General features: G+C 65.8%; 14 protein-coding genes. 10 read left to right on the top strand and 4 right to left on the bottom strand.

Annotation, left to right across the window (positions count from 1 at the left end; genetic code table 11):
• The first annotated feature begins 27 nt into the window (after window positions 1-27).
• From BOS5A_RS08510 to BOS5A_RS08475, 9 genes are all read left to right on the top strand, one after another.
• Window positions 28-1560 carry a Do family serine endopeptidase gene (locus tag BOS5A_RS08510; RefSeq protein ID WP_151954791.1) on the top strand — a complete coding sequence of 511 codons (1533 nt, stop codon included), beginning with the start codon at window positions 28-30 and terminating at the stop codon, window positions 1558-1560.
• 63 nt (window positions 1561-1623) lie between these two features.
• On the top strand, window positions 1624-3288 hold the full coding sequence (locus BOS5A_RS08505) for a helicase HerA-like domain-containing protein (RefSeq protein WP_151954790.1): 1665 nt from the start codon (window positions 1624-1626) through the stop codon (window positions 3286-3288).
• 247 nt (window positions 3289-3535) lie between these two features.
• Entirely contained in the window at window positions 3536-4216 is a 681-nt protein-coding gene (locus BOS5A_RS08500) for an outer membrane protein (protein ID WP_151954789.1), read from the top strand.
• 148 nt (window positions 4217-4364) lie between these two features.
• A complete protein-coding gene (locus BOS5A_RS08495; protein WP_151954788.1) occupies window positions 4365-5612 on the top strand; it encodes an HD-GYP domain-containing protein in 1248 nt (415 codons plus the stop codon).
• A 154-nt stretch (window positions 5613-5766) separates the two neighbouring features.
• Complete coding sequence (locus tag BOS5A_RS16155) at window positions 5767-6486, top strand: ImuA family protein (RefSeq protein ID WP_234419275.1); 720 nt, start codon at window positions 5767-5769, stop codon at window positions 6484-6486.
• Entirely contained in the window at window positions 6392-7918 is a 1527-nt protein-coding gene (locus BOS5A_RS08490; protein ID WP_325058554.1) for a Y-family DNA polymerase, read from the top strand. The genes BOS5A_RS16155 and BOS5A_RS08490 overlap by 95 nt, the downstream gene beginning before the upstream one ends.
• Window positions 7915-11289: an error-prone DNA polymerase gene (locus BOS5A_RS08485; protein ID WP_151954786.1), complete on the top strand. Its 3375-nt coding sequence runs from the start codon at window positions 7915-7917 to the stop codon at window positions 11287-11289. Before BOS5A_RS08490 ends, BOS5A_RS08485 begins: the two co-directional genes overlap by 4 nt.
• Window positions 11290-11338: 49 nt before the next feature.
• Window positions 11339-12100: a hypothetical protein gene (locus BOS5A_RS08480; RefSeq protein WP_151954785.1), complete on the top strand. Its 762-nt coding sequence runs from the start codon at window positions 11339-11341 to the stop codon at window positions 12098-12100.
• Window positions 12052-13797, top strand: a complete 1746-nt coding sequence (locus tag BOS5A_RS08475) for a hypothetical protein (RefSeq protein WP_199857301.1) — start codon at window positions 12052-12054, stop codon at window positions 13795-13797. Before BOS5A_RS08480 ends, BOS5A_RS08475 begins: the two co-directional genes overlap by 49 nt.
• On the opposite strand, the gene BOS5A_RS08470 is transcribed toward BOS5A_RS08475, so the two are convergent.
• Both BOS5A_RS08470 and BOS5A_RS08465 read right to left on the bottom strand, forming a co-directional pair.
• Complete coding sequence (locus tag BOS5A_RS08470; protein WP_234419274.1) at window positions 13784-15118, bottom strand: sensor histidine kinase; 1335 nt, start codon at window positions 15116-15118, stop codon at window positions 13784-13786. The two genes, BOS5A_RS08475 and BOS5A_RS08470, sit on opposite strands and share 14 nt — an antisense overlap.
• A complete protein-coding gene (locus BOS5A_RS08465; protein ID WP_151954783.1) occupies window positions 15109-15783 on the bottom strand; it encodes a response regulator in 675 nt (224 codons plus the stop codon). Before BOS5A_RS08465 ends, BOS5A_RS08470 begins: the two co-directional genes overlap by 10 nt.
• Before the next feature lie 119 nt (window positions 15784-15902).
• Here BOS5A_RS08465 and BOS5A_RS08460 point away from each other — a divergent pair, with 119 nt between their 5' ends.
• Window positions 15903-16577 carry a hypothetical protein gene (locus BOS5A_RS08460; RefSeq protein WP_151954782.1) on the top strand — a complete coding sequence of 225 codons (675 nt, stop codon included), beginning with the start codon at window positions 15903-15905 and terminating at the stop codon, window positions 16575-16577.
• A gap of 44 nt (window positions 16578-16621) precedes the next feature.
• Here BOS5A_RS08460 and BOS5A_RS08455 read toward each other — a convergent pair whose 3' ends face one another.
• Both BOS5A_RS08455 and BOS5A_RS08450 read right to left on the bottom strand, forming a co-directional pair.
• A complete protein-coding gene (locus BOS5A_RS08455) occupies window positions 16622-18262 on the bottom strand; it encodes a DNA methyltransferase (protein ID WP_151954781.1) in 1641 nt (546 codons plus the stop codon).
• Between the two features lie 166 nt (window positions 18263-18428).
• Complete coding sequence (locus tag BOS5A_RS08450) at window positions 18429-20594, bottom strand: sodium-translocating pyrophosphatase (protein ID WP_151954780.1); 2166 nt, start codon at window positions 20592-20594, stop codon at window positions 18429-18431.
• Between the last annotated feature and the right edge of the window lie 88 nt (window positions 20595-20682).

Below are 20682 nucleotides of genomic sequence, written 5' to 3'. Positions count from 1 at the left end.
TCGACGGAACGAGAGGAAAAGAAGACAGTGCGATACGCCTACGCTCTAACTGGTGCCCTTCTGCTTGGCGGCGCCGCCGCCGCCATCACCCTTCAGCCCGAGGCATCGGCGCAAGTCGCGCAGAACGAGCCCGGTGCGATCCAGGCGACAGCGCCGCGTGCTGGCGCGCCGATGAGCTTTGCCGACATGGTCGCGCGGCTCCAGCCCGCCGTCGTCAACATCTCGACCGACCAGAAGGTCACCATGCGCCAGCCGGCCAATCCCTTCCAGGGCACGCCGTTCGGTGATCTCTTCGGATTCGGCAATCCGGGCGGCGGCGATGGCACGCCGATTACCCGCGACGCGACCTCGCTCGGTTCGGGCTTCATCATCTCGCCCGATGGCTATGTCGTGACGAACAACCACGTGATCGCGCCGGGCGCCGCTGGCGCGACGGTCAGCTCGATCACGGTGACGCTGTCGGATCACAAGGAATACACCGCAAAGGTGGTCGGCAAGGATCAGGCGTCCGATCTTGCAGTGCTCAAGATCACCGCGCCGGGACCTCTGCCGTTCGTGAAGTTCGGGGATTCGACACGCGCCCGCGTCGGCGACTGGGTGATCGCGATCGGCGAGCCATTCGGTCTTGGCGGCACCGTAACGGCCGGAATCATCTCCGCGATCAATCGCGCTACAGGGCAACCGGGTGCCTATGACCGTTTCATTCAGACGGACGCGGCGATCAACCAGGGCAATTCGGGCGGCCCGATGTTCGACATGAACGGCAACGTCATCGGCATCAACAGCCAGATATTCTCTCAATCAGGCGGTAACATCGGCATCGGCTTCGCGATTCCTGCGGAGTCGGCTCAGCCGCTCATCCAGAAGCTCATGAAGGGCGAGGCGATCCAGCGTGGTTATCTGGGCGTGGGTATCCAGCCCGTGTCCGACGATATCGCCGCAGCGCTCGGACTGCCCAAGAACCGGGGCGAGATCATCGGCCGCGTCGAGCCGGCTGGTCCTGGTGCAAAGGCTGGCCTGCGTGCTGGTGACGTAGTCACTCGTGTCAACGGCAAGGACGTGACGCCTGAACAATCGCTCTCCTACCTGGTAGCGAATGTGGCGCCCGGCGGGACCGCGCGCTTGGACGTCATTCGCGACGGCAAGCCGACCAGCGTCACCGCAACCCTGGCGAAGCGGCCGCCCGAGGATCAGCTCGCCCAAACAACCGATAATGATGACGATGGCCTGCCCGATGAGAACGCGCCGGGTACAACGGCACCGGCATCAAGTTCGCTGGGGATCAATGTCGTACCGCTGACGCCTCAGATCGCGCGCTCGCTCGGCGTTGATGCAACAACGCAAGGTGTCGTCATCGCGCAGGTTGATCCGTCGAGTGACGCTGCCCAAAAGGTCAAGCGCGGCGACGTGATTTCGTCGATTAACAGTACGCCCGTTCGGACCGCGGCTGACGTGGCCCGGGTCGTGGCGCAGGCCAAGGCGGCTGGACGGCCGCAAGTGTTGCTCAATGTGTCGCGGGGGCGCACGGGCGGCGTCTTCATCCCCGTCAAGATCAAGTAACCGCTTGGCGGCATTGCTGCCGCGGCTTAGGCTCCTCCCCGACCGGTTCGGGGAGGAGTTTTCATGTCTGACGGCATCTTCATCGGCGCAGGTGTCAGCGGCGCCGATCCGCAGGTCCTCCAGCTCAAGCGCGCGAACCGCCACGGGCTGATCGCGGGCGCGACCGGCACCGGCAAGACGGTGACCGTCCAGGGCATTATCGAGGGCTTCTCGGCCGCCGGCGTGCCGAGCTTCGTCGCCGACGTGAAGGGCGACCTTTCCGGTCTCGCGATGGCGGGATCGTCGCAGGCCAAGACCCACGAGATCTTCGCCGCGCGGGCGAAGGAGATCGGTTATGCCGGCTGGGCCTATGCCGACACCCCGGTTCAGTTCTGGGACCTGTTCGGCAAGCAGGGCCATCCTGTCCGCACCACCGTCTCCGAAATGGGGCCGCTGCTGCTGTCGCGGCTCATGGACCTGAACGAGGTGCAGGAGGGCGTGCTGACGATCGCCTTCCATGTCGCTGACAAAGAGGGTCTGCTGCTGCTCGATCTCGACGACCTCCAGGCGATGCTCGCGAGCTGCGCCGAGCGGGCGGACGAGCTGACGACGACCTATGGCAACGTCTCGAAGCAATCGATCGGGACGATCCAGCGCTCGTTGCTGCAACTGCGTTCGCAAGGCGGCGAGCATTTCTTCGGCGAGCCGGCGCTCGATATCCACGATTTCATCACCACCGACGATAAAGGCCGCGGCACCGTCAACATCCTCGCCGCCGATCAATTGATGGCGAGCCCGAAACTCTACGCGACTTTCCTCCTCTGGCTGATGAGCGAGCTGTTCGAGCAGCTTCCCGAGGTCGGTGATCCCGACAAACCGATAATGGTCTTCTTCTTCGACGAGGCGCATCTGTTGTTCGCCGACGCGCCCAAAGCCTTGCTCGAGAAGATCGAGCAGGTCGTGCGGCTGATCCGGTCGAAGGGGGTGGGGGTGTATTTCATCACCCAGAACCCGATCGATATTCCCGATACGGTCGCAGGGCAACTCGGTAACCGCGTCCAGCATGCGCTGCGAGCCTTCACCCCGCGCGATCAGGCAGCGGTGAAGTCTGCGGCGACCACCTTCCGCGCCAATCCCGGCGTCGATGTCGAAAAGGCGATCACCGAACTGAAGGTGGGCGAAGCGCTGGTTTCCCTGCTCCAGCCCGATGGCGCGCCGACGCCGGTGCAGCGCACGCTTATCAAGCCGCCAGCGAGCCGGGTGGGGCCGGTCACGCCTGTGGAACGCGGCGTCCTGATCCAGACCGACCCGATCGGGACCAAATACGACACCGTCGTCGACCGGGAGTCGGCAGAAGAGCTGCTGGCGGCGAAGTCTTCTGAGGCGGCGGCAGCGGCGGCGGCCGCGCGGGCTGCGGACGATGCGGAAAAGGCTGCGGCGATCAAGGCGAAGGACGATGCGAAGGCGGCGAAGGAGGCCGAGCGCGTTCGGCTGGCGACCGAGCGGGAGGCGGAGCGGCAGGCGCGTCTCCAGGCACAGGCGCAGCGCACCGCCGAGCGGGAAGCCGCCAATTCGCCGTGGAACCGGGCGATCACCTCCGCGACGCGCTCCGCGTCGTCCGCGGTCGGCCGTCAGGTCGCGAACGAAGTGTCGAAGGCCGTATTCGGCTCCTCGCGCGGCGCTGGCTCCGGGATCGTCGGCGGGCTGGTGCGCGGTGTCCTGGGCGGGCTGTTTCGCGGCGGGCGATAAATTCGATCCTTGCTGCGCCGCAACAATGGCGAGACCATGGCGGTGCCTTTCGGTCGCCGCAAATCGTTCATCTTTGGTGCAGAAACCGTGGCATGCGAGCCACAGTGCCCGGATAGTTCCGTCAATCTTTGGTGTGCGGCGCAACAATTCGCGCATGCGGCGGTTGTGCGGGTTCCTCCGTGAATGGCCCGGGTCGCAAACCAACTTTCGGGCAGCGGAGAAGAAACAGATGAGAAGGTAGATCTCCATGCGTAAGTTTGCGTTGCTCGGCGCCACCGCCGTCGTGTTCCTCGCCGTCCCGGCCGTTGCCCAGGACATGGCGGCTCCGGCCGATCCCGCGGCAGCCACCGCGCCAGCCCCCACCTATGACCAGACCACCACCACCGACGACGCACCCAAGGCGCCCGACGGCACCCGCGCATTCGGTATCGATCCGTACGTCGGCGTGATGGGCGGCTGGGAGCAGTTCGACAACGAACGCAACCCGGCCGGCATCCCGCAGGCCGTGAATGCCGATGGCACGATCAATCGCCACTACAAGCTGGACGGCGCACTGGTGCAGGGCGTGGTCGGCTTCAACGTGCCGCTGGGTCCCGTCTTCGTGGGCGTCGAGGGGAACGCGACCAAGGGCGTGTCGGGCGATATCGATTGGGAATATGGCGCTGCCGGCCGCTTCGGCTTCCGCGCCGGCGAGAGCGGCCTGTTTTACGGCAAGGTCGGATATCAGTGGGTCAATTTCGACAAGTTCGGCGACGACAGCCACGACTATAACGACGTGACCTACGGCATCGGCGCGGAATTCGGACCCAAGGACATTGGTCTGAAGGGCCTGACGGGCAATGCCGGCTTCCGCATCCGCACCGAAGTTTCGACCTTCGGCGCGGCGCACAGCTTCCGTCCGATGATGGGTATCATCACCCACTTCTGATGAAGTCATCGATCCGCGTATCGGGATCGTCCGGGGGCGGGGCCAGCGATGGCCTCGCCCCTTTGTCTATTCCTTACAACACGCAAGCGATAACGGTTCGGTAAGCACGTCTGCAGTATCAATCCGGTTCGGACCAAACGGACTTGCGATGACGCGACGACTTGCGCCTACCGATGTTACCCTTGGCATGTATGTGCAGGGCTTCGAGGGAAGCTGGCTGTCGCATCCGTTCTGGCGTTCGAAGTTTCTGCTGACCGATCCGGAAGACGTGCTGCTGATCCATGCGAGCAGGGTCGAGGCGGTGCTGGTCGACGAGGCGCGCAGCACGGTGTCGTTTGTGGGCGAAAAGGTTGCGGCTGCCGAACCGCCACGGGCCGGCAATGTCGCCCGGCGCTGGGCTTCGTCCGAGCCGCCGGCGCGCGAGGTGTGGCCGGTTTCGGATCCCCATGCCGCCGACCGCGCGCGCGCGACGAAGGTCGCAGGCGCCTCGAAAAAGGTAATGAAACGCGTGTTCGACGGATGCCGGCTGGGCCGCGCCATCCGGATGGACGAAGTCACCGACGTCGTCGCCTCAATCGAGGACGAGGTCGATCGCAACCGCACCGCGCTGATCGGCATTACCCGCCTGAAGTCGAAGGACGAATATACCTACCTCCATTCGGTCGCGGTCTGTGCGCTGATGGTCAATCTGGCGCGCGAGATCGGGTTGAAGGAGACCGAGGTTCGCGAGATGGGATTGGCCGGGCTGCTCCACGACGTCGGCAAGATGGGGGTGGACGAGGCCATCCTGAACAAGCCCGGCGCCCTCAGCGAAGCGGAATATGTCGCGGTTCGCCGTCATGCCGAGATCGGCCACGCGATACTCGAAAAGGGCGGCGAGGTGCCGGACCGCGTGCTCGACGTGTGTCTTCACCATCACGAACGGCTTGACGGGCGCGGCTATCCGCACCGGCTCGCAGGCGACGCGGTGAGCCTGGCCGCACGGATGGGGGCGATTTGCGATGTGTATGACGCGATCACGTCGCGACGCTCCTACAAGGAACCGTGGACCCCGGTCGAGACGATCACCGCGATGGAGCAGTGGGCGGGGCATTTCGATCCCAATCTGCTGTTTTCGTTTATGAAGAGTATCGGGGTGTATCCGCCGGGCACGCTCGTGCGGCTGCGATCCAACCAGCTCGCGATCGCGATGCCCAATGGCCGGCGCGGCTCTCGACCCAAGATGCTCGCCTTCTACTCGACCTGCGACCGTGAGATGATCGAGCCGCATAGCATCCAGCTTGCCGATCATCTCGGCGGCGACGGGGTGATTTCGCGCGAGGACCCCGATCGCTGGGGCTTGAGCGACTGGCCCGCGCTGCGCGATCACCTGATGGGGGTGAAGTTCGCGGCCTGACTTTCCGCTGCATGGGCACTTGACGTTCGACGCGATCCGGAGCGATAAGAACATAAAGTGAACATGAGTATGAGAATCGATGGATCGCCTTACCGCCTTTCGGCGCACGGTGGCCGGGATCGAAGGATCCTGTACCCCGCCACCTGCGCGTGTGATGGCCATGGGTCATCCCGCGATCGATGCCGCGCTCGGTGGCGGCATCGCGGCAGGGCGCCTGCACGAGATCTTCGCTCGCGACGTGCAGGATGCGAGCAGCGCGGCGGGGTTCGCGGCGATGCTGGCGCGGTTGATCGGGGGTGCCTTGCTCTGGGTGCGGATGGGCAAGGAGGAGCGGATCGGCGGCAAGCTTTACGCGCCGGGGCTTTGCGAGATCGGTCTCGATCCTTCGACGGCGATCTTCGGTGTGCTGCCCGATGCGGTGTCGGTCTTGCGCGCGGGGATCGATATCGCGCGGTGTCCCGACGTGGGGGTCGCGCTGATCGAGCTGTGGAAGACGCCCCGCGAGCTCGATCAGGTCGCGAGCCGGCGGCTGGCGGTCGCGGCGGAAAATGCGGGCACGACCGTTCTTTTGCTGCGCATCGATGCCGAACCGTCGCCCAGCGTTGCGCAGACGCGCTGGTCGGTGACGGCGGCGCCCTCGGCTCCGTTGCCGGCGAACGCGCCCGGCCATGCGACCTTCGACGTGGAACTGCTGCGCCAGCGCGGACGCGCGCAGGCCGGCCGCTGGCGAGTGGAGTGGGATCGTGAGCGAGCACGCTTCGTCGAACCCGGACTTCGCGATCACGCAGCGCCGCTATCTGGCGATCGCGTGCCCGACGCTTTCGGCGGATCGCTGGCGCCGGGCGCAGGACCGCGCCGGCAAAGCGGAGGATGATGGCCCGCTTGCGCTGATCGAAAAGCATCGCGGCGCGCTGCGGATCGCCGCGATCGATCAGGCTGCACAGGCGACCGGCCTGAAACCAGGGATGACGCTGGCGGATGCCCGCGTACGCGTCACCGAACTTCAAGCGGTGGACCATGATCCCGTCGCCGACCAGCGCTGGCTCGATCAACTGGCGGGGGCGTGCGGCCGCTATACGCCGACGGTCGCGATCGATCTGCCCGATACCATCCTGCTCGACATCACCGGCTGCACGCATTTGTTCGGGGGGGAGGCGGCGTTGGGCGCAGATGCGGCGAAGCGGCTGAACGGCATGGGCGCGCGGACCCGCCATGCCTTTGCCGATACGCCGGAGGCCGCCGCAGCGCTTGCGCGTTTCCCGCTGGCCAAGGGCAATCTCCACCGCTTGCCGATCGCGGCGCTCCGGCTCGGTGCGGCAGCGGAAACGGCGCTGGTTCGGGCGGGGTTGAAGACGATCGGTGATCTTGCCGCACGACCCACCACGCCGCTGACCGCGCGTTTCGGTTCGCTCGCGACCGCAGCGCTCGACCGCCTGCTCGGCCGTGCCGACAGCCGCATCGTCCCGCGCCACAGTTTGCCGGCCTTGGTCTTCGAACGCCGCTGCGCCGAACCGATCGCGCGGACGGAGATGGCGCTCGAAATCCTCGCCGATCTTCTGGTCGAAGCGGGGGGTGCGCTTGCCGGCCGCGGTGACGGCGGGCGCTGTTTTGTCGCGCGCTTGTGGCGCACGGATGGCGCGGTGCGTGACCTGGCGGTCGAGACAGGGTTGCCGACGCGCGATCCGAGAGTGGTGATGAGGCTGCTGCGCGAACGGATCGACGCGCTGGCCGATCCGCTCGATCCCGGCTTCGGGTTCGATGTGATCCGCCTCTGGGTGCCCGTCGCAGAGCCGCTGGCGGCCGAACAGGCGGAGCTCGACGGGAAAGGCCGCGCTGGCGCCGATACGCTGGCAGCGCTGACCGATCGGCTGGGGGTAAGGGTCGGCGCCGAGCAGCTGTGCCGCCTCATCGCGCGTGACACACATATTCCCGAGCGAAGCGTATCGGCGGTGCCAGCCGCGCAGGTGCGGGCCAGCCTCGTTTGGGAGGCGCCGGTTCCCGGCGAACCACCGCTGCGCCCTCTCCATCTGTTCGATCCTCCGCAGCCGGTCGAGGTGCTGGCCGAAGTCCCCGATGGCCCTCCTTACCGATTCCGATGGCGCGGAATGCAGCATCAGGTGCTGCGGCATGAGGGGCCCGAACGGATCGGCTGCGAATGGTGGAGGCATCGAGATCGCCCGGGACTGACGCGCGACTATTACCGGGTGGAGGATGGGGGCGGGCACCGTTTCTGGATTTTCCGGCACGGCCTTTATGGTGATGAGGTCGTCGATGCGCGCTGGTATATCCACGGACTGTTCGCATGACCGGCTATGCCGAACTGGTCGCGGCAACCTCCTATTCGTTCCTGCGTGGCGCGTCGCAGCCTTCGGACATGGTCGGGACTGCTCTTGAGCGCGGCTATGCAGCGATCGGCATTGCCGATCGCAACACCGTGGCGGGCGTGGTGCGTGCCTATGTCGCGCTGCGCGATGCGCCGGACATGGCCCGCGCGGCGCTGATCGAAGCAAGATCCGCAGCGAACGAGCCGCCCGATCCGAGCGAAGCGGAAGACGCCGGCTGTCGCATCGACATGCGCTTGCTGGTCGGCGCGCGGCTGGTATTTGTGGACGGCACCGCGGATATCGTCGCTTATCCCGCAACACGTCGCGGCTGGGGACGACTGACGCGGTTGCTGACCCTCGGAAATCGCCGCGCCGTCAAAGGCGACTGCATCCTGCGGCTCGATGATCTTGCCGATCATCTCGACGATCTGTTGTTGATCGTGCTTCCGGAATCGACTGCAACCGAGCAGACGGCGCATCGCAACCCCCCACCATTCGCAGCAACGGAACGCCCGCCGCTCCGCCTCGCTCCGCCGGCGTCACGCGCGTTACCCGCTGTGCTGGCCTATCTTTCCGGCCAGGCGCCGGGGCGGGTGTGGCTTGGGGCAACGATACATCGCCGCGGTGCGGACGATCGCCGGATGATGCGGCTCGCATCCACCGCGGCGCACACTGGGGTGCCGCTGATCGCAGTCGGTGATGCGCTGTATGCGACATCAGCGCAGAGACCGCTCCACGATGTGATGACGTGTATCCGCGAAGGCGTTACGATCACCGAGGCCGGACGTCGTCTGGAATCCAATGCCGAGCGCCATTTGAAGCCGGTCGAGGAAATGAATCGGCTGTTCCGCCGTTATCCCGAAGCGATCGCCGAAACGCGGCGTTTTGCCGAACGGATAAATTTCACGCTCGACCACCTCCGCTACGAATATCCGCACGAACCTGTCCCAGAAGGGTGGGCGCCGCAGGACTGGCTGGAGCATATCGTCACCGCCGCCGCGCACGAGCGTTACGGCGCGACACTTCCTCTCAAGGTGCGCAGGCTTCTGGACGAAGAGTTTGATCTGATCCGGACCCAGGAATACGCCTATTATTTCCTGACCGTTCACGATCTGGTGCGGTTCGCGCGGACGCGCCAGCCGCCGATCCTGTGCCAGGGGCGGGGATCGGCGGCCAATTCGATCGTGTGTTTCCTGCTGGGCGTTACCTCGGTCGATCCGCTGAAATATGATCTGCTCTTTTCGCGTTTCGTGTCCAAGGAGCGCAGCGAGCCACCCGACATCGACGTCGATTTCGAGCACGAGCGGCGCGAGGAGGTGATGCAGTATATCTATGATCGCTATGGCCGCGACCGGGCGGGGATCGCCGCGACCGTCATCCATTATCGGCCACGCAGCGCCGTGCGTGAGATCGGCAAGGTGCTGGGTTTCACGGAAGACGTCACTGCGCGGCTGAGCGGCACCGTCTGGGGCAGCTTCGCCAGCGACATGGAAGAGAAGCGCTACGCCGAAGCGGGTTTTGACCCGAACAGTCCCGACGTGCTGCGCCTGCGCGGGTTCGTCGATCAGCTTCTGCGATTTCCCCGGCATCTGTCACAGCATGTCGGCGGTTTCGTGCTGACCCAGGATCGGCTCGACGAGACCGTGCCGATTCACAATGCCGCGATGGACGACCGGACCTTCATCGAATGGGACAAGGACGATATCGACGCGCTGGGGCTGATGAAGGTCGATGTACTCGCGCTGGGTATGTTGACCTGCATCCGCAAGGCCTTCGATCTCATGAGGCAACACGGTCTTGGCGATCACGACCTCGAGGTCGATCTCGATGCCGAAGATTCCAAGGTCTACGACATGCTATGCGACGGCGAGAGTCTCGGCGTGTTTCAGGTGGAAAGCCGCGCGCAGATGAACATGCTGCCGCGTCTTCGTCCCCGCAAGCTCTACGATCTCACGGTGCAGGTGGCGATCGTGCGCCCCGGGCCGATCGAGGGCGAGATGGTGCACCCGTATCTGCGCCGGCGGCAGGGTCTGGAAAAGGTCGAATACCCTTCGCCAGCGCCGCCGCATGATCCGAAAGAACTAGAGACGTTGCTGGGGGAGACATACGGCGTGCCGCTCTTCCAGGAACAGGCGATGAAGCTGGCGATCGTGGCGGCGGGCTTCTCGCCGGAAGAGGCCAATCGGCTGAGACGGGCGATGGCGACCTTCCGCAACGTCGGTAAGATGCACGATTTCCACCAGAAGATGACCGACGGCATGGTCGCGCGGGGCTATGAGCGTGATTTCGCCGAGCGTTGCTATCGCCAGATCGAGGGGTTTGGCAGCTACGGCTTTCCCGAAAGCCACGCGCTCAGCTTTGCGCGGCTCGTCTATGTCTCGTCGTGGATCAAGTGCCATCACCCCGCGGTGTTCGCCTGTGCGCTGCTCAACTCGCAGCCAATGGGATTCTACTCGCCGGCGCAGATTGTCGGTGATGCGCGCAAGAACGAGGTGGACGTGCGCCCGATCGATGTGAAGACGAGTTTCTGGGACAACAGCCTGGAAAGCCGCGCCGATGGCAGCCTCGCCTTGCGGCTCGGCTTTCGCCAGCTCGACGGGTTTCGCGAGGTGTGGGCAGGGGCGATCGCGCAGGCGCGAGCGTCGGCGCATATCGACACGATCGAAGACCTGGCACGCTGCGCGAACCTGCCGCGCGCGGCGCTCGACACGCTGGCGCAGGCGGACGCATTCGCTTCACTCGGTCTCGATCGGCGCGGGGCGCTTTGGGAGGCAAGGCGCACGCCGCGTGACGAGCTCCCGCTGTTCGCCGCGGCACGGGCGCGCGAGCTTGCGGTCGAACCCGACATGGCGCTGCCGCAAATGGGGGCGGGGGAACATGTCGCCATCGATTACCAGACCATGCGGCTGTCGCTGCGCGATCATCCCATGCGCTTCATCCGCCCCGTTCTGACGGAGGAGGGAATGGTAAGCAGCGCGGACATCGCCGGGATCAAGGCCGGCGCCCGGCTGACCGTCGCGGGGATCGTTCTCGTCCGGCAGCGGCCCGGCAAGGGCAATGCGATCTTCGTCACGCTGGAGGACGAGGCCGGCGTCATCAACATCATCATGTGGGCGCGCACCTTCGACCGGTTCCGCCGCGCGGTGATGTCCGCTCGGCTGATGGAGGTGACGGGCGAGCTTCAGCGCAGCCCGGAGGGCGTGCTCCACGTCATGGCGGCGCGCATCCGCGATCGCTCGGCACTGCTCGGCAAGCTGACCGAGGACCCCGACGATACCGCCACGGCAGCGCCCGTCCGGGCGCATCATCCCCGCGATGTGCGATTGCTGCCAAAATCACGCGATTTTCATTAGCTTTATTTTCATTAGCGTCGCAGGCCCCGGCATATTAGGCGAAGCGCCAATGCCCGCGGCGTCGTATCTGTCCGGTTCGAACCGCGAGCGCACCCCGCTTCGCCGCCGCATCCTTTCCCTTTCGCTGGCGATCGCAGCGCATGTGCTGGTGGTGCTCCTGCTGCTCCGCCTCGCGCCCTCGCTGACCCCGCCGCCGAAAGGCGAGACGAGCCTTTCCACCTTCGATGCCTTGCCCGCCGCAGCCCCTGCGGAGCAACACGCCAAGGCCACCACGAAAGCCCAGGCAAAACGCGGCGAGCCGACCAAGACCTCGCCGAAGACGGCACCGACCGAGCCACCACCACCCGCGCCGCCGGTCAAGGCGCCGCTTCTCCTACCGGGCGGGATGGAACTCTTCGATGCCGCCGACATCTCCAAACTCGGATCGAAGAGCGATGACGGTGCGCGCGGCAATGCCGACAGCGGCAAGGAAAGCGTCGCCGCCTATGGCCCGGGCGAAGGGCCGGGCGGTGTGCGGCTCTACAACGCCGAATGGTATCGCGAGCCGACCAACGCGGAGCTGACGGGGTATATGCCGCCGGGCGGGCCACCGATCGGCTTCGGCCTGATCGCTTGCCAGACGGTGCCGGATTTCCGCGTCGAGAACTGCCGCGCGCTGGCGGAGTCGCCCGCCGGATCGGGCGTCGCGCGCGCCTTGCGACTGGCGGCGTGGCAGTTCCGGGTCAAGCCACCGCGTGTCGGCGGAAAGCAGATGATCGGCGCATGGGTGCGGATCAAGATCACCTTCACGCCGGGCGGCATGTCGTATTGAGCCGCGTGCTTCCCTTCGACAGGCGCGTGGTCCTTCGGCCGGTAAGCGACGGCGCCGGCCCCAGTCACCTCATAGCGATTGGCGAATATCTGCTGGTGATCGACCCATGGGCTTCGGAAATCCGACGCTACAGCGCCGCCAACATCGATGCGCCGCCCCATGTTGTGACCTTTCCGCGCAGCTTTGCGCCGTGGCGCACGAGGTGGGACGGGGATGACGTCCAGCTGATCAGCGAGCCGTTCGGGGGTGAGGATTGCTACGATTTTCGTCCGCGCTCAAGCATGACGATCGCGCAGGCGATGGTCGAGGTGATGCCGCTTTCGGGCGTATCCGCGTTCCCCATTACGCCTTGGCGCGGCCCTGACGATGGCGCCAGCACGCCGTCTTTCATTCCTCTTGGTGGTGATGGAGCAGAGATCTGCGCCCTACGCCGGGCAGGCTCGCTTTCGGACGGACGCTCGCTGTGGTGGTGGAGTGAGATCGATGGCTCGGCGCACGATATCGCCAGAGGGGGGCGTGTGTCCGCTCCGCACTTTGTCGGCGTGTTCGATCGTGACGGGAGCGGACCGGTGTCGACGGTCCAAATCGTCACCGCCACCTATGGTCCGTTAGCTCCCAACTCGTCGTTGCCGAACCCTTCGCTGCTGGTAAAGCCGGGCTTCGAATATCTGGCGGCAACCGACGATACGTTGTGGATCGTCGCGGCCGATACCGCCGCGATCCCTGCGTTCAACCTCCTTGCTTGCGACCTCAGCGAACTGGCGCCGGGCGAGCATGCGACCCTGTCGCTCGTCGATCCGCATGCCAGTGCGGTCGATCGCGATAATCCCGTGCACTCCGCCCCGCCACCTGTCGTCGTGACGATCGACGAACCTCCGGCGGGACCGCGCGACGCGTGGTTCCGGTCCGTGCGGGATCGTTTGCGCGCGCAGGCCACGCATGCATGGGCCTACCCGGAAGGCGCGGCGGCGCGGCCGTGTGGCGGCGCGGATCGATGCATCGTCGGCGCGGATGCATCGGGCGCGCTCGGCAGCGGCGAAGCGTTCTCCACGCCGGTCGGCGACAAGATCGACGGCAGAGGCGGGGCGGAGTGGATGCGGCCCCGCGACCTGATCGACGCCAGGGCCGGTGAGACGTTCCGCGGCATCCCCTATTCGATCGGCGGGTTCGACCTTGTCGAGACGTTCGATGTGCGCCTGGCGGATACCTACCGCGCGGGATCGCCCGCGCTCCCACCTCCCATCGGGCACATTCGCGAGGGACTGGAATGGCCGGACGCGGCGGCGAATTATCCGCTTGGCATCGATTGTTCGGCACTCGTTGCACGCATCTTCGGGATCAGGGTCCGCTCGACCGCAGAAATGGTTGCGCCGCGCCGTCTCCGGCTCTCCGATGGCAGGTTCGTGGAAGTCCCCCACGGCCCGGATCATGGCTGCGCCGAGCCGGTGCGGCATCTGCGCGAGATCCTGCCGGGCGACGTCCTGCTGCGCGAAGGGCATATAGTCATCTATTCGGAAGCGATGCCCGTGCCGGGCGGCTGGGCGATGCGCGTGTTCGAGGCGAGTTCACGCACCGGCCGGGTTGGGGAAAGCGTCTATGATCCGAGTTTCTTCGATGGCTGGTGGATCTTGCGGGTGCGACTGGAGGGTTCACCGGATTGTCCGCAATGGATCGAGGCCGCGCTTACCCGGTCCTGAGCGCAGCGGGCAAAGCGACCGTCACGAGAAGCCCCCCCAAATCCGACGTGCCGAGCGCGAGGCTGCCGCCGTGAAGGTCCGCGATTTCCTGCGCGATCGAGAGCCCGAAGCCGTCCCCATCGCCGCGTTCGTCGAGCCGCACGCCGGGCTGGAGCGCGCGCGTCCGATCCGGCGCAGACATGCCGGCGCCGTCATCCGCGATGGCAAGGCGTATCTGGCGCCCGCTCGTCGCCGCGGAAATCTCCACGCGCTTGCGCGCGTGCCGCGCCGCATTGTCGATGAGATTGCCCGCGAGCTCCGACAGGTCGGCCGGATCGATCGCCGCGGCAAGGTCATCCGGGATCGTGCAGACGATATCGACAGAACGATTGACGTGGATGCGGGCGATCGTCGCCACGAGATCGTCGACGACGGGCAAAAGCGCGGTCGCCGAGCGTGTGTTCAGGCTGCCGGCGCGGGCGCGCGCGAGGTGATGGCGGATCGTGCGGTAGATGCGATCGACCTGGGCGGCACGCGAAGGGTCATCGCGCAGCTCCAGCGCCAGTGTCGCGACGGGCGTCTTGAGCGCATGGGCGAGATTTGCCGCGGATGCCCGCGCGGTCGCGAGTGATGCTGCGTTATCGCGGATGAGCGCGTTCAATTCGTCGATCAGCGGCACCAGTTCGGTCGGCTGCTCGGCCGACACGGCGTCCATCTGTCCCGTCCTGACCGCCGCCACCTCGCCGCGCAGACGGCGCAAGGGACGCAGGCCAAGGCGCAGCTGGACGACCGCGGCGACGCCAAGCGCAAGGCCGAGGACCGCGAGGATCGTCAGTAGCGGAACCACAGCCGCGCGAACGGGGCGGGCGATGATCTCCGCCGGCGCCCCCGCGGTGAGGGTGACGGCGCCGCGTGTCGTCTGGATGATCGCCTGCCGCGTGTGCAGCGGCTTCCCGCGCGCATCCCGCACGTCGCCGGGATGTGGTCGCTCATCGACTGCGCGAGGGCCGGGCCCGGGTGGCGGACCGGGCGGCTGCACGAGTGCCGGAAGATCGCCGGTTCCCATCACGCCATCAGGGCCCGCGATCCGCCACTCCCAATCCGGCCCGTCCTCGATAAGGCCGCGGACACGCCCGATGCGGGACTTGTCGATGTGGCCGTCTCCGTCGATCACGGTCGCGAGCAATGCAAGCTGCGCATCGAGGCGCTGGTCGAGCCCTTGCATCACGAACCGCTCCATCACCCCCGCGATCGCCGCCCCTGCCAGCGCCAGAGCGAGCAGCGTCGCGACGAACGAAAGCGCCAGCAACCGCCCATGGATCGAGCGCGGAATCAGGCGCACGCGCTGTGTTCCGCAGTCAGCCGATACCCCCGTCCGCGCACCGTCTCGATCAGCGACGCGCCGATTTTGCGGCGCAGGCGACCGACAATGACCTCCAGACTGTTCGAATCGACATCCGCGTCCCCTTCATAGACGCGCTCGAGCAGTTCCAGCCTCGGAATCACTGCCTCGCGCGCCAGCATCAGTGCGGAGAGCACGCGCCATTCGAATGCAGTCAGTTTCAGCGGCAGGCCGTCCAGTTCGAACTGCCCGGACAGGGCGTCAAAGGTCAGCGGACCGCATTCGATCCGGTTGGCCGCGTGCCCCGAAGCGCGGCGAACCAGCGCCCGCAGGCGCAGCATCAGCTCCTCAACGCGGAACGGCTTGGTCATGAAATCGTCGGCCCCGGCCTTGAACCCCGCGACCTTGTCGGGCCAGCCGTCGCGCGCGGTCAGGATCAGGACGGGCATGTCGCGGCCAGCCGATCGCCAGGCGGTCAGGATCGACACACCGTCCTTGCCCGGCAGCCCGAGATCGAGGATCGCGGCGTCGTATCGTTCGGTGTCGCCGAAATGCCCGGCATCGATGCCGTCCGCGACCAGGTCGACCGCGCAATTCTCGCTCCGCAACGCGCGCGCGATCGCGGGGCCGAGGTCGGGATCGTCTTCCACAAGCAGGATGCGCATGCCGCTGGCTATCCGGAGGGGTTAAACGGAAACTGAACCGGAGGGTTCAGCGTGGAAACGGCGCGCCGGCCTAGAAGCTCCGTCATCGACCATGAAGTGGAGATGATGGAATGAATGCGATGAAATCCTTCGTGCCGCGGGTGTCGCGCCGCACGCAGATCAGCCTCGGCGCGGCGACGCTGCTGGCGCTGGGAGCAGCCGGCGGGGCAGGGGCGGTTTCGCTCACCCGCCCGTCGATCGAGATGGCGCCGACGGTGTCGACCGCGATCGCGAAGCTGCCGAGCGCATCGGGCGTGGTCACCGTGAAGGGCCGTGTCGCGGAGGTCTATGGCGACCGCTTCGTCCTGCAGGACGCGACGGGACGCACGATGATCGACGCCGGACGCGAGGCGCGGGGCACGGTGCAGCGCGGTGCCGCGATGACGGTGCAGGGACGGTTCGACGACGGGCAGGTGCACGCATCCTATCTCGTCGATCCGCAGGGTCAGATCGCAGCGGTCGGCCCCGCCGGTCGCCCGCCGCGTCCGCCGCGCGATAACGGCCCGCGCGGTGAAGGTCCTGACGGGCCGGGGGCAGGACCGCGTGGCCCGGGCGATGGCGGCCCGCCGCCGCCGCCTCCACCGCCCGGTGGTCCCGATGCAGGACCTGCGCGGTTTGCGGGGCAGCCCGGGCCCGCCGGATGCGGCAACGGCGCGCCACTGCCGCCACCGCCACCCCCCGTTGGCGCGGCGGGGCAGATGCCGCCTCCGCCCCCCGCTGACGCGGCTGCTGCGCCGCAGCCCGCGCGTCAATAGGCCGAAAGCGGGCCGCGACCTTCGGGACGCGGCCCGGTGCAAGGTTAGAGAAGGGCAGCCTGTCTCTCGCCCGATTCCCGATCCGGGCGCCTGAAGCCGGCGCCCGGATCGACCAGCGGTATGTCCGGGCGCTTGCCGACAAACAGATCGGCGAGGGTCAGGATCTGCAATCTGGCATAGGTTTTTCCGGTCGCGTCCGACAGCATACGGCCGACCGCGGCGGCCTCGCGTTCCATCGCGGATGTGGGCAAGGCCTTGGTGATGAAGATGCCGATCGGCGCCTTCTCCCGCTCCATCACGCTGTGGAGGTCGCGGATCATCTGCACCCCGACATGGTCGCCGCCCTTGACGGAGACGAGCGCCTTCTCGGTGCGCTTTCCGTCCGGTTTGAAATAGATGATCCCGTCGATCCCGCCGTCCGCGCCCTTCTTCTTTCCGCCGAACGGCATCGCATCGATCATCGATCCTGCCCACCACTGAAACTGGTATTTGTCGCGGGCGGCGAGGTCCTCGGCGGACGCGAGATCCTTGGGCGTGCCCTCGACGATGAAGGCCACCCCGGGAAACGCAGCCTTCATGCGCTTTTCGATCAGGCTGATCGCGAGATGGGTGACGTCGATGCCGATCCAGTTCCGGCCCAGTTTTTGTGCCGCATGAACGGCCGTGCCGCATCCGCAGAAGGGATCGAGCACGACGTCGCCCTCGCTGGAAGACGCGGCGATGATGCGTTCGAGAAGTGACAGGGGCTTTTGAGTAGGGTAACCAAGGGCTTCTCGTGCGGTGGCATTCAACGGGCTGATATCATTCCAAACGTTCGTCACGATCGAGCCTTGCTGCTCGTTAAGATAGCGCTTGAGAGCTATTCTTTTACTGAAATCGGGCTCGCCGGAACTCGTTATTGGATAATATAGGCGTCCTTCGTCATGAAGGCGCTGCATCGTGGTGCGTTCGTATCGCCAGCCTTTCGCAGGATAGGCGTAACCCTTCCAATCATACATCATGTTCGGTCGGGGGTTCGGGCTAGCCGCGTCACCAAGACGATACAGCCCGCGGCCATCATCATCGTCGAACCGATAAAATTTGGTAACATATTCGCTGTCGTGTTCGCAGTAAGCGGGTTTGAACCTGGTCTCTGCAGAACGTGCGTAAAAAAGGATTGTATCGCTGACATCGGCAAACTTATGCTTCGCGTCGCTGTGCGCGCTTTGGCGCTTCCAAATAATTTCGTTCCGATAAAGCTTCGGTCCGAATACCCCGTCGAGCAGCAGCTTCAGATAGTGGCTCGCGGTCGGATCGCAGTGAAGGTAGAGGCTGCCGGTCGGCTTAAGGACGCGGTGGAGCTCGATCAGGCGGATCGCCATCATCGACAGATAAGCCATCATGTCGTTCTCGCCGAGAAAGCCGCGCATTGCGTTCAGCAGGTCGAACGCTCTGGTGTTGCCGCTGCGCGCGACCTGATCGAAGGCGTCCTCGGCTCGGTCGTTCCAGTGCCATGTGTCTTCGAACGCCTCGATCTGGGCATCGGCCGACGTGCCTGCCGGCGATCTGAACAGGATGTTATAGTTCGCGTTCGAATTGAACGGCGGGTCGAGATAGACCAGATCGATGCTCGCGTCGGGAATCTCCTTGCGGAGAACCGCGAGATTGTCGCCGTAGAAGAGCTGGTTGGAAGGCCGGTTTCGCATCGCGCAGGAGATGCACGGTCGGGCGCAGTTCGCGCGGACGATCGAATCCGCTATGGACGATCCCGGGTCGACCCGCTCTTCGAATTTGCTCCATTTGCGATCCGTCCCAAACAAAAAGGGGCCACCGGCTTGTGCCGATGGCCCGCTTCTGCAGCGCTTTTGCCGGTCAGCCTGCGCCGTGTGCAGCCAGTGCCGCCAGCAACAGCAGTGCCACGATGTTGGTGATCTTGATCATCGGGTTCACTGCCGGGCCGGCCGTATCCTTGTAGGGATCGCCCACGGTATCGCCGGTCACCGCGGCCTTGTGGGCTTCGCTGCCCTTGCCGCCGTGGTTGCCGTCCTCGATATATTTCTTGGCATTGTCCCACGCGCCGCCGCCCGAGGTCATCGAGATCGCGACGAAGAGCCCGGATACGATGACGCCGAGCAGCATCGCGCCGAGCGCCGCGAAGCCCGAGGCCTGGCCGGCGACCGCGGTGATGAGGAAATACAGGACGATGGGTGAAAGCACCGGCAGCAGGCTCGGCACGATCATTTCCTTGATCGCGGCGCGGGTCACCAGATCGACGGTGCGGCCGTAATTGGGGCGGCTCGTTCCTTCCATGATGCCCGGATTTTCGCGGAACTGCGCGCGCACTTCCTCGACGACGCTGCCGGCGGCCCGGCCAACAGCGGTCATCCCGAATGCGCCGAACAGGTAGGGAAGAAGCGCACCGAGCAGCAGCCCGACGATGACGTACGGGTTGGACAGGCTGAAATCGACGGTCAGGTCAGGGAAATAGGTCTGGAGATCGGTCGTGTAGGCGCCGAACAGCACGAGCGCGGCGAGCGCGGCCGAGCCGATCGCATAGCCCTTCGTCACCGCCTTGGTCGTGTTGCCGACCGCATCGAGCGCGTCGGTGCGGTGGCGCACGTCGTCGGGCAGGCCCGCCATTTCGGCGATACCGCCCGCATTGTCGGTGACCGGACCATAGGCGTCGAGCGCGACGACCATGCCGGCGAGCGCCAGCATCGAGGTCGCGCCGAAGGCCACGCCGATGATGCCGGCGATCTGATAGGCGGCGATCACCGCAACGACGATGACGAGCGTCGGCAGCGCGGTCGATTCGAGACTGATCGCGAGCCCTTGGATCACGTTGGTGCCATGGCCGGTTTCCGATGCCTTCGCGATCGACTTGACCGGGCGGTAATTGGTGCCGGTGTAGTATTCGGTGATCCAGACGATCAGGCCGGTCACCGCAAGGCCGATCAGCATGCACCAGAACAGGTCCATGCCCGTAAAGCCGGCCGCGGCCGCTGGAGCGACCGGCGCCACGTCCGTGGTGAGGGAGTCGCTCGGCGCGTCCAGAAAGCCCGCGCCGCCGATCACCGCGTTCATGTCGCCAAGCGTCACTTGCGTGGCAACATAGATGGCGGGGATCGAGAGCAGCGCCGAGGTCCAGAACCCCTTGTAAAGCGCACCCATGATGCTGCCCTTGCCGAGGCGGACCATGTAGGTGCCGATGATCGAGGTGATGATGCAGACGCCGCCGACGACGAGCGGCAGGGTCATCAGCTTGAGCAGTTCGGCCGCATCCGCCTGGATCAGCAGCGCGATCGAGATCATCGTGACGCCGATGGTGACGACATACGTCTCGAACAGGTCGGCGGCCATGCCGGCGCAGTCGCCGACGTTGTCGCCGACGTTATCGGCGATGGTGGCGGGGTTGCGGGGGTCGTCCTCCGGAATGCCGGCCTCGACCTTGCCGACGAGGTCGGCGCCCACGTCCGCGGCCTTGGTGAAGATGCCGCCGCCGAGACGTGCGAAGATCGAGATGAGCGAGGCGCCGAACGCAAGCGCCGTCAGTGCCTCGACGATGATGCGGTCATTGGGCGCATGGCCGGCGGGGCCGGTGAGATACCAGAAGAAGGTCGAGATCGCGAGGAGGCCGAGCCCCGCGACGAGCATGCCGGTGACGGCGCCCGAGCGGAAAGCGGTGGTGAGGCCGCCCTGCAGGCTGGTGCGCGCGGCCTCGGCGGTGCGGACGTTCGCACGCACCGAGATGTTCATGCCGACATAGCCCGCAACGCCCGAGAGAACTGCGCCGATGACGAAACCGAGCGTGGAAATGATGCCCAGCGTGACCGCGATGATGACCGCAACGATGACGCCGACGATCGCGATCGTGGTATATTGCCGGCCGAGATAGGCCTTCGCGCCCTCCTGAATGGCGGCGGCGATGTCCTGCATCCTGTCGTTACCGGCGCCTTGCCGGAGCACCTGCTGGCTTGTCACGAACCCATACACCACGGCAATCACGCCGCAGAGCATGGCGAAATACACGGTCGTCATGCAGCACTTTCCCTCTCTTCGCTTTCCGGTGTGATGCGGACGCACCCCCGGCTTGCGGAAAGGTATAAGGGCGCAAGGAAGTTGCGCA

Source organism: Sphingomonas sp. EC-HK361, assembly GCF_902498785.1.
In the GTDB taxonomy this organism is placed as follows: Bacteria; Pseudomonadota; Alphaproteobacteria; order Sphingomonadales; family Sphingomonadaceae; genus Sphingomonas.
Note: the sequence above shows the minus strand (reverse complement) of the source record. Positions and strands in the feature narration are given on the sequence as shown.

Bases quoted from the DNA above. Each gene is read 5' to 3' on its own strand.
- BOS5A_RS08505 (WP_151954790.1), top strand. From the start codon at position 1,624: ATGTCTGACGGCATCTTCATCGGCGCAGGTGTCAGCGGCGCCGATCCG.
- BOS5A_RS08500 (WP_151954789.1), top strand. From the start codon at position 3,536: ATGCGTAAGTTTGCGTTGCTCGGCGCCACCGCCGTCGTGTTCCTCGCC.
- BOS5A_RS08495 (WP_151954788.1), top strand. From the start codon at position 4,365: ATGACGCGACGACTTGCGCCTACCGATGTTACCCTTGGCATGTATGTG.
- BOS5A_RS16155 (WP_234419275.1), top strand. From the start codon at position 5,767: ATGGCCATGGGTCATCCCGCGATCGATGCCGCGCTCGGTGGCGGCATC.
- BOS5A_RS08485 (WP_151954786.1), top strand. From the start codon at position 7,915: ATGACCGGCTATGCCGAACTGGTCGCGGCAACCTCCTATTCGTTCCTG.
- BOS5A_RS08480 (WP_151954785.1), top strand. From the start codon at position 11,339: ATGCCCGCGGCGTCGTATCTGTCCGGTTCGAACCGCGAGCGCACCCCG.
- BOS5A_RS08475 (WP_199857301.1), top strand. From the start codon at position 12,052: ATGGGTGCGGATCAAGATCACCTTCACGCCGGGCGGCATGTCGTATTG.
- BOS5A_RS08465 (WP_151954783.1), bottom strand. From the start codon at position 15,783: ATGCGCATCCTGCTTGTGGAAGACGATCCCGACCTCGGCCCCGCGATC.
- BOS5A_RS08460 (WP_151954782.1), top strand. From the start codon at position 15,903: ATGAAATCCTTCGTGCCGCGGGTGTCGCGCCGCACGCAGATCAGCCTC.
- BOS5A_RS08455 (WP_151954781.1), bottom strand. From the start codon at position 18,262: ATGCGAAACCGGCCTTCCAACCAGCTCTTCTACGGCGACAATCTCGCG.
- BOS5A_RS08450 (WP_151954780.1), bottom strand. From the start codon at position 20,594: ATGACGACCGTGTATTTCGCCATGCTCTGCGGCGTGATTGCCGTGGTG.